The following is a 16,469-nucleotide window of genomic DNA, read 5'->3' on the forward strand; positions in this document are numbered from 1 at the left end:
AAGGCACTTATAGAAATATAGGTGCCTTTTTATTGTAATATATTAGAAGATATTATAAAATATTTAATGGGAGGGGATTTTGTGAAAGTTGGTATAAGGAAACCATCCATAAAGAAAAGCATTAAGGCAAGGACTACAGGAAGGGTTAAACGATCAATTAAATCTAGTGTAAATCCATTGTATGGTAAAACAGGAATGGGATATGTTAATGACCCTAAAAAAGCGGTATACAACAAAGTGTACAATAAAACTACAGTAGGTGTTAATGAAGTTATTAAAGAAAGTGCAGATAAAATTGAGAATAGCCAAGAGCAAATAGGGGTATTAGGGTGTATAGGTTTAGTTATACAGCTAATAGTATCAATGGGACAACTCATATTCTATGGAATTATGTTGGTTGGATTAATTTGGTTTATAATACAAGTGATCAAATTTTAAGAACTCTAGAAATAGGGTTCTTTTTATTATAGAAAGTGAGGTGGCATTATGTCAGAGTTAACAGAGAAACAGAGAATATTTGCAAATGAATACTTAGTAGACCTTAATGCTACTAGAGCTTATAAGAACGCCTATTCAAGTTGTAAGAAGGATGAAACGGCAAGGGTTAATGGAAGTAAGTTACTAACAAATACTAACGTTAAGGAATATATAGATAAGAGAATGAAGGATAGGGAGATAAGAACAGAGATAACACAGGATAAAGTCCTTCAAGAGTTAGCAAACATTGCATTTAGTGATGGTACCCATTATGCAGAGGTAGTTGAAAAGTGTTATATGAAACCTATATTTGATGATGAAGGTAAGAAGATAGGTGAAGAAGAGGCCTTTTACAAAGATGTTGAGCTTAAAGAAACCAAGAACCTTACTGCTAATGAAAAGAAGGCCATTACAGCAATAAAGAATACTAAGTTTGGTATAAGTGTAGAAACAGCAGACAAGGTTAAGGCTTTAGAGCTACTTGGTAAGCATCTAGGTATGTTTAAAGATAAGCTAGAGGTTACTGGTAATATAAATAATCCATATGAAGGATTAAGTACTGATGACCTTAGGAAGTTGATTAATGATGGATAAGAAGTTAATAAAACACACTACCACGTAGTACTATAATATGAGACAATATAATAAAGAGGTGATATTATGGTAGAAATATGGAAAGATATAAAAGGTTATGAGGGATTATATCAAGTTAGTAACTTAGGTAGAGTTAAGAGCTTAGAAAGATATAGAAAAAATCATAATAAACTACAAAAAGTAGAAGAAAAAATTAAAAATATGAGACAAGATAAGCAAGGGTATCTATTAATTGACTTGTACAAGGGCAATAAAGCTAAAACTATTAGAGTTCATAGATTAGTAGCAGAAACATTTTTAAAAAATGCAGACAATAAAGAAACTGTAAATCATATAGATGGTAATAAACTTAATAACAGAATTGACAATCTTGAATGGTCTACTTTTAAGGAACAGAATGAACATTTTTATTTAAATAACTTAAAATCTAAAGAAAATATAGATAAAGCAATTAAGGCAATGAATAAAGCTAACTCTAAAAAAGTCAAATGCTTAAATACTGGAGAAATATATGCTTCGGCATCAGAAGCTGGGCGAATGAAAAATATACACGGAAGTTCAATAATGGCATGTTGTAGAGGAGCTAGAAAATCAGCAGGTAAAGACAAAGACAATAAGCCTTTATATTGGATATACATATAAGGGGGTGGTTAAGAGATGGTTGATAAAAAGTTAATACAATTAGGAGCTAAGATAGAACTCGCAAGACGCGAGTTTTTTTATTACTGTAATTTAAAAGCTCCTGACTTTTATAAACCTAATAGAAAATATTTAGTAGACTTATGCAATGATTTTCAAAGGTTTTATGAAAGCGACGATGATGTACTAATAGTTAATGAACCACCTCGATGACTGCCATGGGAAATCAAGAACGGCAGGGTTATTTGTTGAATGGGTACTTGGTAAGGACCAATCACAGAAGATAATGACAGGATCATACAATGAAACACTATCAACTATGTTTTCTAAGAATGTTAGAAACTCTATCCAAGAGGAAAAAGCAGATAAGTATATACCTGTCTTTAAGGATGTATTCCCTGGAGTAAATATTAAACATGGTGATGGAGCTATGAACCTATGGAGTTTAGACGGTGGATATAATAACTATCTTGCTACAAGCCCAACAGGAACTGCAACAGGGTTTGGTGCTTCAATAATGATGATAGATGACTTAATTAAGAGTTCAGAAGAAGCCAACAATGCAAATACACTAGAAAAGCACTGGGATTGGTTCACTAATACAATGTTATCAAGGCTTGAAGAGGGCGGAAAAATAATTGTTATCATGACACGGTGGCACAGTGAGGACCTAGCTGGTAGAGTTCTTAATTGGTGTAAAGAAAAGAATAAGAAGTATAAACATGTATCTATGAAAGCTATAAGTGAAGATGGAAAGATGCTTTGTTATGAAGTTCTTTCTTACTCAAGTGCCATGGATAAGAAAAGTGCTATGGGTGCTGATATATTTAGTGCTAACTATCAACAAGAGCCTATAGATCTTAAAGGAAGGCTATACAGTTCGTTTAAAACTTATAATGATATCCCAAGAGATGATAAGGGTAATCCTTTATTTGTTTGTATTCACTCCTATTGTGATACTGCTGATGATGGCGCGGACTATTTATGCAATATAGTTTATGGAGAATACAACAATGAAGCTTATGTATTAGATGTTGTATATACTCAAGAATCCATGGAAACTACAGAGGGTAAAGTGGCAGCAGCATTATATGAAAATGATGTTAATAAGGCTATTGTAGAAAGTAACAATGGTGGTAAAGGGTTTGCAAGAGCTGTAAGAAACATATTAACTGATAAATATAAATCAAACTTTACTAAAGTTAAATGGTTCCATCAAAGTAAGAATAAACAGGCTAGAATACTTTCTAACAGTACGTGGGTAATGGATCACATTTATTATCCGGCTAATTGGGGTGATAGATGGCCTAAGTATTATGAAGCAATGATTAAGTACCAAAAAGAAGGCAAGAACAAACATGATGATGCACCAGATGGAACAACAGGAGTTGCAGAACAACTTAACAGAAAGAAAGGTGCAAGATTTGAATAAAAAGGGGTGAGAATTTTGGAGATAGAAGTAATTAAGAAACTCATACAGGATAGTTTAATTAATCATACTAAATTTTGTGTAGATGCAGCAGTAGGTAAAAGATATTATGAAGGAGATACAGATATTCTTTACAAGAAGAGTACTGAAGAGGAAGTAGATAATCCTTTAAGAAATGCTGATAATAGAATACCTACAAATTGGCATGGGTTATTAGTGGACCAGAAGGCTGCATATATGTTAACTTATCCTCCGACATTTGATGTAGGTAATGATAGTTTAAATAAAAGGATATCAGAAACTCTAGGAGATGAGTTTCCAAAGGTATGTAAGGATTTATGTATTGAATCTGCAAATACTTCAGTAGCATGGTTACATGTATGGAAAGACATAGAAGGTAAATTTCAATATGCTCTAGTACCAAGTGAACAAATTATACCTTTATATTCAAAGGACCTTAAGAGAAGGCTGATAGCGGTATTAAGAGTATATAGTGAAATAGATGATAATGGTGATACATTCCAAGTATATGAATATTGGACTGATAAAGAGTGCTATGCTTATAAACAACCTTCTGGTAAGACTATAGACGAATTAGAGGTTTATACACCATTTATATCTATAAATTTAGATACAAGAGCAGCAGATGAAATAAACACTATAACTCATGACTTTGAGGAAGTGCCTTTTATACCATTCTTTAATAGTAATATTAAGAAAGGTGATTTAAAGAAGGTTAAGAAGTTCATAGATGTATATGATAAAGTGTTCAGTGGATTTATAAATGATATAGAGGATATTCAAGAGGTCATATTTGTATTAACTAACTATGGAGGTACTGACTTAAAAACATTTTTACAAGAACTCAAGAGACGTAAAGTAGTTGATATGCAAAGTGATGGAGTTGATGAAAGAACAGGATTGGATACAATTAGTATTGATATTCCCGTAGAGGCTAGGGAGAAAGTCCTTAATATATGTGAAAAGCAAATATATAAACAAGGACAAGGGTTAGATCCTAATCCGGAATCCTTTGGAAACTCTTCAGGAGTAGCTCTTGAATATTTATATTCTCTATTAGAGCTTAAAGCTGGACTCACAGAAACAGAGTTTAGATTAGGCTTTGGTAAATTAATAAGATTATTATGCAAATATTTTAATGTATCTGTAGGTGCTATAATTCAAACCTGGACTAGAAATAAAGTAAGAAATGAAGCTGAGTTAGCAGATACAGCAGGCAAAAGCTTAGGTGTAGTATCCAAGAAGACTATTGTTAAGAATCATCCTTGGGTAGATAATCCGGACCAGGAGATGAAAGACATTGAAGCCGAGCAGAAAGAAAGCTTACCATTTCAAGATAAGATACCTATAGGTGGTGGAGCTGATGAAGAGTAGTGAGTACTGGGAGAAGAGAATAGCTAATGGTACATGGCAAACTTACAATAACTTAGAGGAAAAGAATAGAGCTCTATTAGAAATGTATCAAGATGCAAGCCTTCAGATATCAGAAGAACTTTATAAAGTGGCAGAGAAGATGAAAACATCAACACCAACATTATCTGATATGCACAAGTTTAAGCGGCTTACAGGGTTACAAAACAATATGGAGAACATTATAAAAGGTCTTGGTGAGAATGTTGAAACCTTTGGCAAAAACAATATGGTGGGAGGTTTTAAAGATACTTACTCTAATGTTATGGTTGAATTAGGGCAAACTCAATTTTCTATGGTCCCAAAGAAAGTTATGGAGGAAATGATGAATAGACCATGGCTAGGAAGTAATTTCTCAGAAAGGCTATGGAAGAATACTCAGGTACTTGCCAATAATCTTAATGAAATATTAGTTAATGGATTAACCCAAGGAAAGACAATAACTGAGATGGCCATACAACTTAATAACATGATGAATAAAGGATTTAATGTATCCCATAGACTTATTAGAAGTGAGACTATGCATTATCTTAACGAGAGTGCTAAGAGAGGTTATAAAGATGGTGGCTGTGAAGAAGTTCAAGTGTGGGCAGCGGTAGATGAAAGAACTTGCGAGGTATGTGGAGCTAAACATGGAAAGCCATATAAAGTAGATAAGGCTCCAACATTACCATTCCATGCAAATTGTAGATGTACCTATTTACCTATAATAGATAAAGATGATGCTAAGAAGGAACATGATGTAGCTAAAGAAGAAGTTAAGAAAGAATGGGGTAGAAGAAGTATTCCAGAAGAAAAAATAAAAGATAAAATACTTTAAAAGCACTTACTTAGTAGGTGCTTTTGTCTTGGAAGGGGTAATATATGAAGATTATATGTAAAAAATGTAATAGAGATTTTGAGCATAAACAAGATATGTTGAAAGAAACTTGTTTAGGAGCAATGCTTACACAAACATACTTTGAATGTCCTTACTGTAATAAAAAATATGTTGTATGTATTAACACACCAAAGGCTAGAAGGCTAATGGTTGATATTAAAAGATATGCAGCACTAGGGGACAATGTTAAAGTTGCTGAAGCAAAGAGAAAGCTTAAAATTGAAATGGATAAGTCAAATGGTAAAAGCACTTAGAAGTAGGTGCTTTTTTATTATATCTAAAATGAGGAGGAATTATTAATGAATGAAAATACAGTAAAACAAACCCAAGTAGATAAGATGTTAGAGGAGTCGGAAGTAGTAGTTAGTACGTTGTGGGGTAAATGCACTGTAGTTGCAGTTCAGTTACCTAATGGATTTACCATAGTAGAACATAGTGGTGCAGTAGATCCAGCTAACTATGATGAGAACATAGGTAAAGAAGTATGCTTAGAAAAAATTAAAAATGAAATATGGAGACTTGAGGGGTATAAGCTTCAATGTGAATTAGGGAGGTTGGATTAAATGCAAATACCTAATAAAGTTAGAATAGGAAGTATGGACTATATAGTTGAACTTACAGATAAAACACTATATATAGAAAATACAATTTGTTATGGGACTATAGATTATGAAAAACACTTAATAGAAATTAATTCAGAGTATAAAGATGAACAAGGTCAAGAACAAATTTTTCTCCATGAGTTAGTCCACGGAATAGTGAAAGAAAGAAATTTAGACTTAAAGAATTCCGATGAAGAAACAATAACTGATGAAATTGCAATGGGATTACATCAAGTTATTAAAGATAATTTAGCTATATTTATAAATAGTAAAGTTGTAGCAGAAGAACATATTATGTTAGGTGATGATATTATAGCTACAATAAAGGGGTAGGCAGTCTTAGAAATATCTAAGGCTTTTTATTATGCCTTTTATTACTATACACAAGGCGTAAAAGAATGGAGTAGTAAAACTATATTTGTGAAGCAAAACACGTATAAAAGCGTAGTATAGGAGGAATATACATGAAATTTGAAGAGTTATTAAAAGCACAAGGTCTTACTGATGAACAAATAGCAGCTATTACAGGAGCTATGTTAAAGGAGAAGATCTATACAACCAATGAGGAGAAAATTGAAGAAAGATATGAAAAGCTTAAGATCAAGAAAGAAGCTTTACAAGAAGAGTTAACAGAGGCTAATACCACAATTACAACTCTTAAGAAGGACAATAAGGGTAATGAGGACTTACAAAAGAAAGTAACTGAATATGAAGGCACTATAGAAACTCTTAAGAAAGATAGTGAAAAGAAATCTTACGATATGGCTTTAGAATTAGAACTAACAAAAGCTAATGCTAAGAAAACTAAGTCAGTAAAAGCTTTATTAGATTTAGAGAAGATAAAGCAAAAGGAAGATGGCACATTTGAAGGATTAAATGAACAATTAGAAGGACTTAAGAAATCTGATGATTATTTATTTAATACTGGAGATGTAAAGGTTGATTATAATCCAGCTGGTGGTGGAGCATCTACTGGAGATTTAGCAACACTTATGAGAGGCAAAGATTTTAACCTAACAGAATACTTAGAAAAACAAAATAATAAATAGGAGATGATATAAATGGCAAACGTATTAACACAATTAGCAGACATTATAACACCGGAGATATACAATGCATATATGCAACAATACACAGCGGAGAAATCAGCTTTCGTACAAAGTGGTATAGCTGTAGTAGATTCAAGGGTAGCAGCAAACATAACTAATGGGGGACTATTAGTTAATATGCCTTTCTGGAATGACCTTTCAGGAGAAGATGAAGTTTTAGATGATGGTGATACTGAATTAGGAACAGATAAGATTACAGCAGGTAAGGATATGGCTGCAGTAATGTATAGAGGTAGAGCATGGAAGGTAAATGAACTTAGTGCAGTAATAAGTGGAGATGATCCTCTTAAAGCTTTAATGTCAAAGGTTGCTGCATACTGGGTAAGAAGAGAACAAGCGGTATTAATTTCAGTGCTTAAGGGTTTATTTGGTACACAAATTTATAAAGTAGATAGTATTGATACAACGTTTAAAGGACCATTAGTAGATACACATCTTAACGATATATCTGGAGGAACTGGTGCCGTAGCAAAGATAAGTGGTGGAGCAATATTAGATACAAAACAACTTCTAGGTGATGCAGCAGACAGAGTAAAGGCTCTAGGTATGCATAGTGCAGTGTTTACAGCATTACAAAAACAACAACTTATAGAGTATGTAAGTGAAGCATCTAATCCTAATATTAGAATACCTTACTACTTAGGATATAGAATAGCTGCAGTAGATGATGGTTTACCAGTAGAAGGAACTGGCACTAATGCAATATATACTACTTTCCTATTTGGAGATGGAGCTATAGGAAGAAATGAAGGAACACCAAAGGCGTTAACTTCTTATGAAACTGACAGAGAGAAGCTAAAGGGTAATGATATAATTATTACTAGAAGAGCTATGACAATGCATCCATATGGTGTTAAGTTCACGGATGCACAAACAACAGGTATTACTCCTAGCAATGCTGAATTATCTGATGTAAGAAACTGGGCTAAAGTTTATGAAAATAAGAATATTGGTTTGTTAGCTTTAAAGCATAAGATCTAATAAGAGGTGGAGAAATTCACCTTATTTTAATTTAAATGGGGTATTAATATGTTAGAAGATTTAAAGGTACTTTTAGATATAAATAGCACAGATAAGGATGCTCTATTAACTATATTAATCAGAAAAGCTGAGAATGTAGTTAAAAATTATTGCAAAATAGAGTCAGTTACAGCTAGTTTGATGGATACAGTAACAGATATAGCAGTAATTATGTACAACAGAATAGGAACTGAAGGTTTAACAGGAGAAAGCTTCAGCGGAGTATCAAATAACTTTGAGAGTGATATACCTAAATCTATTAAAAGAAATCTTAATAGGCATAGGAGGGTGTTCTAAGTGATTAATAGAGATATGAAGCCTATAATGTTGCAAAAGAAAGAAGAGATTAAAACACCTTCTGGAGCAACTAAAGAAAAATGGGTAGATGTAGGAAGTATTGATGTTGCTATTTATAAAACTAATGACTATAGAAATACACAAAGTGTTAGATATAACGAGAGTACGCACACAGGACTCACACGTTGTAAAGATATCAAAGAAGGTGTAAATAGATTAGTTAATGGCGAAGTGGTTTATGACTTAACCAGTGCTAATTCTAAGGGCAGATTAACAACTTTACTGCTTAAGGTGGTTGATACAAATGCCAGATAATAGTGAGTTTGTAAGAAGTATAGAAAATGCTACTTTACATGTTATCCAGGAAGTTGTTAAGAACATGAATAAAGCTTGCCTTGTGGTTGAAAGAGATGCAAAGATGAATTGTCCAATAGATCAGGGACCACTTAGGGCAAGTATACAACATGATGTAAGTTTTAATGTAGGTGAAATAGTAGGGACTGTATTTAGTAGTTTAGAATATGCACCATATGTACACCAGGGTACTGGTATTTATGCGGTTAATGGTGATGGTAGAAAAACACCTTGGAAGTATGAAGCTAAAACTGGTAAATACAAAGGGTGGCATATTACTAGTGGGCAAAGGCCTTGTCCATTTTTAGAATATGCAAAGTTGTTTCAAAAGGACAAAATATCTAAGATATTGGCAGGTGGTTAGATGCTAGAAATAGCAATAAAAAATATATTAGAAGAAATAACAGGCTTGGAGGTTACTCCTGTATTTGGAACAGGGAAACCTCCTTTCTTAACCTATAATGTAACTCCTATTGATGGGGGAGTAGTAAAGCAAAGTCAGGCAGAGATTAAAATAATTGACTCAGACTTTGATAATGCATTACTTATAAAAGAAACAATACTTAAAAAATTAGATATGGAAGCAAAGGATCCTTCACTAGTGAACCAAAATGTAGTAATACGGAGTGGATTAGCTGGTGGAGGTTCTTTGTTTAATGATTCAATTCAAATGTGGGAAGTTTCCACAATACTAATTATTAATTGGAGGTGCAAATAATGAAGGATGAAATAGTATTAGGTGCTGGTGAAGTATTCATGTATGAATTTACAGGTTCAGACATACCAGCCCATGACGTAATAGAAACAGATGATCACAATACTGGCCATTGTTCAAGTGGTTTTAGTATCGACTATAAGCCAGAAAAGTATGATGTTAAAAACCAATATGGAAATACGGTTAGGAGTTTTATAACTAAGGAAGAGATAACGGCTAAAACAGGTATTTTAACATGGGCATTAGAAAGACTTGCATTACTGTCTACAGCCAAGTTTGTAGCAGATAAAACAAAGAAAACTAGAACATTAAAGTTCGGTGGCGGTGGAGCTCTTAAGACAGTGCTTTTAAGGTTCGTACACACCAAAGAAAATGGGAAGAAAATTAGATTTACAATGATAGGTCAAGGTGGTAATGGATTTGCATTAGAATTTACAACTAAAGAGTTAACTGTAGATGCAGAAATTACAGCAATAGAGTATATTAAGAACTTCTTAGCTGAGTTTGAGGAAGAACTAACAGATGAAGAGGCAACAGCATTACCAGATGTTCAACCGTAGAGGGTGCTTATGTACTCTCTTTTTTATTTAGAAAAATAGTTAGGAGTGAAGATAAATGTTAGATTTGGATAAATATTTAAACCAAAGTATAGAAATCAAAATCAATGGTGAGGTAATAGGGGTATTTCAACCAAGTGCACGTATGACTAAAGAAATAGCAGAATTAGAAAATAGCATTACAGAAGAGAACTATTTAGATATAAAAAGTAAAGTGATACACAAGTTACTTAATAACAATGCTTCAGGTAAGACGTTTACTATTGAGGAAGTAGACAATATTCCATTTAAGCTTCAGGATTTAATAACTAAAGAAGTAACTAGCATGGTGTATAAGGCGGATAAGGACCCAAACTAAGAATCCCCATACCTGGGGGTGATATAGGAAAGGCTATAGTAGATAAATATATTAAAACTGAGGATTGGGAAGATGATTATGTTTTATGTACTTCTGAATTAAGAAGAATAGCCAAGTTTACAGGGCTTAATTTTAATGAGGTTTTAGAACTCCCCTATAGTATGTATTTACTCTACAGAAAAGAAAGTTGGATAGATAGTTGGAATAGGACCGAAGAAGGTAGGGAATTCCTTAAAACTCTTTGGAAATTACAACAGACTAAGGCAGATGTTAAGAAAATCAGAGAATTTCAACACAGAAAGGGGGTTAATCAATGCCCTTAACAGGTGGAATAAATTTAGCCTCTTTAATGGTTGATATAAAGGCTGATATAAAAGGTTTTAAAGATGATATGTCTAAAGCTGCTGTAGCTGGAGTAGGAGAGGCTAAGAAAATAAGTAAAGAGCTATCCAATGTTACCAAAGTTGGAGAAAATTTATCTAAAGTTGGTGGGAATCTTACTAAGTTTGTATCTGTGCCATTAGCTGGAGTAGGAATTGCAGCAGGTAAGATGGCTATAGATTTTGAAAGTAACTTTGCTAAGGTATCTACACTATTAGATTCTAATGTAGTTAACTTTGATGATTATAAGACAAGCCTATTAAAAGCTAGTAATGATAGTAAGGTTGCTGTAGGTGAGTTCAGTGATGCAGTATATGAATCAATATCTGCTGGTGTAGATCAAACAAAAGCAATAGGATTTACAACTGAGGCTATGAAACTTGCTAAAGGTGGATTTACTACTGGTGCAAAAGCCGTTGATGTAATGACTACTGCAATTAATGGTTATAAGCTTAAGACAGAAGATGCAAATAGAATATCAGACTTACTTATTGTTACACAAAATGCTGGAAAAACTACGGTAGATGAATTAGCTAGTAGCATGGGTAGTGTTATACCAATTGCAAGTGCAGCTAACTATTCTATAGATGAACTTAGTGCAGCTTATGCATTAATGACTAAAAACGGTATAGCAACAAGTGAAGCAGGTACTTATGTAAAATCAATGCTTAGTGAATTAACTAAGGCTGGCAGTATAACAGACAAGGCATTGAGAGAATTAAGTGGGAAAGGTTTTGCAGAGCTAAAGGCAGAGGGTAAGGATACTAGTGAAATATTCTCTATGTTAAATAAACATGCTAAGGATAATAATATTACACTTAAAGATATGTTTGGTTCAGTAGAAGCTGGATCTGCAGCTATGGTGTTAGCTAGTGGTGATGGTGCTGAATATAATGAGATGCTTAAAGCAATGGAAGGTAGTGCAGGGGCAACTCAAGCAGCATTTGAAAAGATAGATATAAGTCCAGCTGAACAAATGAAAGGTGCTTTAAATAAAGTTAAAAATGCGGGTATAGAGTTAGGTATATCTCTAGTTCCTGCAATAACTAAAGTAGCTGACGTAATAAGTGGTTTAGCTGATAAATTTAGCAATCTCACAGATGAGCAACAATCCAATATTCTAAAATGGGGCGGTATAGCTATAGCAGCAGGACCAGTACTGAAATTGGTAGGTGGAGGAATACAGACTTTTGCAAGTTTGAAATCCATTATAGGTGGTACAAGTGCAGCACTGGGGGTATTTGAAGTCGGAGCAGGGGCAGCAGCAACGGCAACTGCAGGAGTAACAACAGCGACCGCAACCGCAGCAGGAGCAACAGGACTTGGAGGTTTAGTAGCAGGACTTGGTGGTGTAGTAGTTGCAGCAGCTCCATTTGTTTTGGCAGGTGCTGCAGTAGTAGGTGCAGGCTATGCAATACACAAAGAATTATCAGAAGAAGTAGTTCCAACAGTGGATTTATTTGCAGATAAAGTTACTTACAGTTCACAAGTTGTTCAGGATGAATTTGGAAACATGGCAGCTACAACAGGTGCTAATACGGTAGTAATAACAGAAGCTACTAAAGACGCTGTTGGTTCATACATGACTATGGATGATGAAGTTAGCAGAATAATGTATGGTATGAATATTAATAACACAGCAATGACAACAGAACTTGCTGAAAGTGTAACTGGAAAATTTCAAAGTATGGCTGACACTGTAAAAGCTGGTCAACAATCTAATTATGAAGCAATGTTAGCCGACTACTCACAATTCTTTGCAGATAATATTACACTTACAGAACAAAGAGAGGCAGAAATAATTGCAAATATGGAAACCGATAATAGTATAAAGCAAGGTGTAATAGATGGGTATCAAGCTAGAATAAATGAAATAGTTCAAAGAGCAGCAGATAGCAATGTAGAAATTACAGCACAGGAAGAAGCTGAAATTAATAATCTACAAACATCAATGAGAAATGCAGCTATAACAGAGTTAAGTACTACAGCGGAGGAAGCAGCGGTTATAAGAGAAAGAATGAAAGATTATCAAGGAAGGCTAACAGCTGAGATGGCTAGTGAAATGATAACTAATGCTAATAATGCTAGAGATGGAGAAATTAAAGCAGCAGAAGAAAAATATGATGAAACAATAAGACAGGCTACAAGAATGAAGGAAGCCGGTCAGATAACAGAAGAAGAATATAAGGCAATGATTGAATCCGCTAAAACTGCGAAAACTGAACAAATCGATGCCGCAAATGAAGCTTGTGAAGGCGTAAAAACTGAAATCGTTAATGCTACCCCAGGAATAGATACTGAGGTTAATATTCAAACTGGGAAAATTAAAACTGCTTATGATAAATTAAGTGAGGGCCTAGGTTCATTCTTTAGTGGATTAGCAGAAAAAATGCGAAATGCACGCGAGGATGCAGCATCAACAAAACAAGGACTTAATGGAAATCATTATAATGGACTTTCTTATGTACCTTTTGATGGGTATGTTGCTAGATTACACAAAGGTGAAAGAGTACTTACTGCAGAAGAAAATAAGTCTAGTGTTCAAGGTAATGTAAGTAGTAATGAAATGAACCAAACGCTTAATTTCTACGGAAAAGTAGAAAGCCCTTATGAAGTAGCTAAAGCTACTAAAAAGAGCATGAGAGATTTACAATTTACATAGGAGGATAAAGTATGAGGATTGATATAATTAATAAAAGAACAAATAATACTGTAACTTTAGAATCCTATGTATATAGCAGTGGGATTCTAATAACTAATTTTTATCCAGGTAATGTATCAGCTACATTCAATAAGGTTAAAGGGATTGGACAATATGGTTCATCATTATCGTCTTCTACCATAGAGGAGAGGCCTATAGAGATTAAAGCTATTATATTAAGTGATGATATTATGGAAAGAAATACAATTAAAAGAAATTTAGATGATGTTTTAAATCCACTAGATACCATTATTATTAAGTACAATAATGATGGTTTAAGAAAGCAAATAGAGTGTTCTCCAGAGGCATCTCCCTTATATTCTACAGATTATAAAACTAATAACAAAAATGCCTTAGCATTTACAGTGAGTTTTGAATGTTTTAATCCATTTTGGATGGATCAAGAGGAAACTGTATTAAATGTTGAAACCTGGGAAGGTGGGTTTGAATTTGAATTTGAATTATCTTCTCTTGGTATTGAGTTTGCAAGGAAAGGACCTAATGAAATTGAGATTAACAACTATGGTAACGTAGAAGCACCATTAGAAGTTTTCTTTAAAGGTCCAGCACTTAATCCATCAATAACTTTAAATTATGGTAAATTTATAAAGGTTGATAGAAACCTTGAAGATGACGAGATACTTTATATTAATACCTCCTTTGATAATAAAGCTGTACAAGTTATGAGAGGAGATATAGAAGAACAGGCATATCATTATATAAATATTGATACTAAATTCTTTAATCTAGATCCAGGTAAGAATTTAATTAGTTATGCTACTGATGGTGATTTTTTACCACAAAGTGTAGTAATAAAGTATAAATATCATTACTTTAGCTTATAAGGAGGTGTGTATTATGGCTGAATTTGGAGGTTTTTTTAATAGTGTAAATGGGGATAGAAAATATAAAAGTGAAGATTTTGCAAACTATTTTAAGACATTTATAGGTAATGGAGTTAATCCAAGTACAGATAGTTTAAGAGTAATTAAAGTAAGTAATTCTCAAATAAAGATATTACCGGGTAGCGCATGTATAAATGGGTATCTATATCTTAATAATACTGAATTAACTAAAACAATACCTACAGGAGTAACTAAAATTGAAAGAATGATATTAAGGTTAGATATAGCAAATAGAGTAATGAATATAGTGGTTGTAGAAGGGACAGCTACAGCTCCGCCTAATCTTACCAGGAATAGTAGTGTATATGAAGTATCTTTAGCTAAAATAACTATTAAGAATGATACAGTAATGGTTGAAGATGAAAGAGGGCAAGCTTCATTATGTGGTTATATGAGTTTCTCAGGTAAAGATGATTTACAAACTATGTGGAACTTATTTAACCAACAATGGGGTGAACAAAAGAATATATGGCAAGATTGGTTCACTAATATGCAAGGACAAAGTATAAGAGGTATTTATATTCAAGGTACTACCCCAACTACTCATAAAGTAGGTGACATATGGATAGAATTAGCTTAAAAATATTAAATAATGAACTTACATTTATAGGAGATATAGAAGATTATATCTCTTTTTATTTTGTAAGAAGTTTTTTCCAAGCCAAAGAGTTTCATTTAGTAGCACCAATTAAATACTCTTCTATTCTTAAAAAAGATAATTATATATATTTAAATAAAAATAAAGCTATGATTATCGAAGAAGTAGAAGAGAATGAAACTAAGAAGCAAATAACAGTTAAAGGAAGAGATATAAAGAGTATAATCGAAAGAAGGGTAACAGTACCTTCTAATGGTGAAGCCTACGATAAATACAAAGGTGATGTTGAAAGTGTGATAAAGCACTATGTAGATGTATGTTGTGTTAATCCAGCAGATATAAATAGGAAGATACCCAATTTAATAATTGCACCTAATAAAAATAGAGGTTCAATTATTAGTTGGGAAAGTAGATATAAAAATCTTATGAGTGAAACAGAGAGTATATCTAGAACTGGAGAAATAGGATGGTTTATTTATTTAGATCCTAAGATAAAGAAATTTACATTTGATATTGAGGTAGGAATAAACAGAGCTGCAACACAAAGTGTAAATTCAAGAGTTATATTTTCAAGTGAATTTAATAATATAACTAATGCTGTTCATACTACTAATTCTGTAAATTATAAGAACATTGCATATGTTGGTGGACAGGGTGAAGGTGTAGAAAGAGAAATTAAAGAAGTTAAAAAGAGTGATGCTATAGGATTAGACAGAAGAGAAGTATTTATAGATGGTAGAGATATATCAGACGCTGAAAATATAGAAAGTAGAGGATTAGCTAAATTAAGCCAATTTGATAACATTGTAAATACCGAATCTACTATAATAAATAAAAATTTACTGTATGAGAGAGATTGGAATTTAGGTGATATAGTAACTGTAAAAAGTAAAGAAACTAATGAGGACTTAAGAATAACAGAAGTAAGAGAAATATATGAAGGCGATTTAACTATAGAAATAGCAGTAGGAACTATAGGAAGCACTGTAGTGGAACAAATAAACAATAGTGTTTCATCTATACCTAATGAAGCAGGTACAATTCAAAAGGCTTGGTATCCAACAGTAGATACTACTGGTAATTTAAGTTGGGAAATTAAAAGCTCTTTAGAAAGACCATTAGTACAAAATATTAAAGGACCTAAGGGTGATAAAGGAGATGTAGGGTCCCAAGGTATTCAGGGAATTCAAGGATTAAAAGGTGACAAGGGAAATATTGGCCCTATTGGACCTCAAGGATTAACTGGTCCCCAAGGACTTAAAGGGGATACCGGAACACAAGGAATACAAGGTATTCAAGGACCTCAAGGGATTAAAGGTGATACAGGTGCAACAGGATCCCAAGGACCTTCAGGAAAAGATGGAACTCAAATAATAACATCGTCTGCTAGACCTTTAGGTCAAATTAATGGTCGAGTATGGA

The 16,469-nt window shown here is 33.3% G+C and carries 22 protein-coding genes; all 22 read left to right on the top strand.

What is annotated here, in order from left to right; genetic code table 11:
* Positions 1-81: 81 nt before the first annotated feature.
* Positions 82-438, top strand: coding sequence for a hypothetical protein (locus tag RSD37_RS13895; RefSeq protein WP_346947346.1), 357 nt, complete (start codon positions 82-84; stop codon positions 436-438).
* A 48-nt stretch (positions 439-486) separates the two neighbouring features.
* Entirely contained in the window at positions 487-1,071 is a 585-nt protein-coding gene (locus RSD37_RS13900) for a terminase small subunit (RefSeq protein WP_346947347.1), read from the top strand.
* A 66-nt stretch (positions 1,072-1,137) separates the two neighbouring features.
* The gene (locus RSD37_RS13905; RefSeq protein ID WP_346947348.1) at positions 1,138-1,713 is read left to right on the top strand and encodes an NUMOD4 motif-containing HNH endonuclease; all 576 of its coding nucleotides are present in this window, start codon (positions 1,138-1,140) and stop codon (positions 1,711-1,713) included.
* Positions 1,714-1,728: 15 nt separating this feature from the next.
* Entirely contained in the window at positions 1,729-1,923 is a 195-nt protein-coding gene (locus tag RSD37_RS13910) for a hypothetical protein (RefSeq protein WP_346947349.1), read from the top strand.
* Entirely contained in the window at positions 1,907-3,142 is a 1,236-nt protein-coding gene (gene terL / locus RSD37_RS13915; protein WP_346947350.1) for a phage terminase large subunit, read from the top strand. The genes RSD37_RS13910 and terL overlap by 17 nt, the downstream gene beginning before the upstream one ends.
* A 15-nt stretch (positions 3,143-3,157) precedes the next feature.
* Positions 3,158-4,534: a phage portal protein gene (locus RSD37_RS13920; RefSeq protein WP_346947351.1), complete on the top strand. Its 1,377-nt coding sequence runs from the start codon at positions 3,158-3,160 to the stop codon at positions 4,532-4,534.
* Positions 4,524-5,390, top strand: a complete 867-nt coding sequence (locus RSD37_RS13925; protein WP_346947352.1) for a minor capsid protein — start codon at positions 4,524-4,526, stop codon at positions 5,388-5,390. Before RSD37_RS13920 ends, RSD37_RS13925 begins: the two co-directional genes overlap by 11 nt.
* A 44-nt stretch (positions 5,391-5,434) precedes the next feature.
* Positions 5,435-5,704: a hypothetical protein gene (locus RSD37_RS13930; protein ID WP_346947353.1), complete on the top strand. Its 270-nt coding sequence runs from the start codon at positions 5,435-5,437 to the stop codon at positions 5,702-5,704.
* 45 nt (positions 5,705-5,749) lie between these two features.
* Positions 5,750-6,013, top strand: a complete 264-nt coding sequence (locus RSD37_RS13935) for a Gp49 family protein (protein ID WP_346947354.1) — start codon at positions 5,750-5,752, stop codon at positions 6,011-6,013.
* A complete protein-coding gene (locus RSD37_RS13940; RefSeq protein ID WP_346947355.1) occupies positions 6,014-6,385 on the top strand; it encodes a hypothetical protein in 372 nt (123 codons plus the stop codon).
* Positions 6,386-6,516: 131 nt separating this feature from the next.
* Positions 6,517-7,101, top strand: a complete 585-nt coding sequence (locus tag RSD37_RS13945; RefSeq protein ID WP_346947356.1) for a phage scaffolding protein — start codon at positions 6,517-6,519, stop codon at positions 7,099-7,101.
* Between the two features lie 12 nt (positions 7,102-7,113).
* Positions 7,114-8,142: a major capsid protein gene (locus RSD37_RS13950; RefSeq protein ID WP_346947357.1), complete on the top strand. Its 1,029-nt coding sequence runs from the start codon at positions 7,114-7,116 to the stop codon at positions 8,140-8,142.
* Positions 8,143-8,190: 48 nt separating this feature from the next.
* A complete protein-coding gene (locus RSD37_RS13955) occupies positions 8,191-8,478 on the top strand; it encodes a head-tail connector protein (protein WP_346947358.1) in 288 nt (95 codons plus the stop codon).
* Complete coding sequence (locus tag RSD37_RS13960; protein WP_346947359.1) at positions 8,479-8,793, top strand: hypothetical protein; 315 nt, start codon at positions 8,479-8,481, stop codon at positions 8,791-8,793.
* Positions 8,783-9,196 (top strand): HK97 gp10 family phage protein, encoded by a 414-nt coding sequence (locus RSD37_RS13965; RefSeq protein WP_346947360.1) that lies wholly within the window; start codon positions 8,783-8,785, stop codon positions 9,194-9,196. The genes RSD37_RS13960 and RSD37_RS13965 overlap by 11 nt, the downstream gene beginning before the upstream one ends.
* The gene (locus RSD37_RS13970) at positions 9,197-9,550 is read left to right on the top strand and encodes a hypothetical protein (protein WP_346947361.1); all 354 of its coding nucleotides are present in this window, start codon (positions 9,197-9,199) and stop codon (positions 9,548-9,550) included.
* Positions 9,550-10,107 (top strand): hypothetical protein, encoded by a 558-nt coding sequence (locus tag RSD37_RS13975; protein ID WP_346947362.1) that lies wholly within the window; start codon positions 9,550-9,552, stop codon positions 10,105-10,107. The genes RSD37_RS13970 and RSD37_RS13975 overlap by 1 nt, the downstream gene beginning before the upstream one ends.
* 55 nt (positions 10,108-10,162) lie before the next feature.
* On the top strand, positions 10,163-10,462 hold the full coding sequence (locus RSD37_RS13980; protein ID WP_346947363.1) for a hypothetical protein: 300 nt from the start codon (positions 10,163-10,165) through the stop codon (positions 10,460-10,462).
* A gap of 313 nt (positions 10,463-10,775) precedes the next feature.
* Complete coding sequence (locus tag RSD37_RS13985) at positions 10,776-13,505, top strand: phage tail tape measure protein (protein ID WP_346947364.1); 2,730 nt, start codon at positions 10,776-10,778, stop codon at positions 13,503-13,505.
* 11 nt (positions 13,506-13,516) lie between these two features.
* Positions 13,517-14,389, top strand: coding sequence for a phage tail domain-containing protein (locus RSD37_RS13990; protein WP_346947365.1), 873 nt, complete (start codon positions 13,517-13,519; stop codon positions 14,387-14,389).
* Positions 14,390-14,402: 13 nt separating this feature from the next.
* Positions 14,403-15,029, top strand: a complete 627-nt coding sequence (locus tag RSD37_RS13995; RefSeq protein ID WP_346947366.1) for a hypothetical protein — start codon at positions 14,403-14,405, stop codon at positions 15,027-15,029.
* Positions 15,011-16,469: hypothetical protein (locus RSD37_RS14000; protein WP_346947367.1), on the top strand; the 1,459-nt coding region annotated here is incomplete at its 3' end. The genes RSD37_RS13995 and RSD37_RS14000, both read left to right, overlap by 19 nt.

The organism is Clostridium sp. (assembly GCF_036646415.1).
Lineage (GTDB): Bacteria > Bacillota > Clostridia > Clostridiales > Clostridiaceae > Clostridium_J.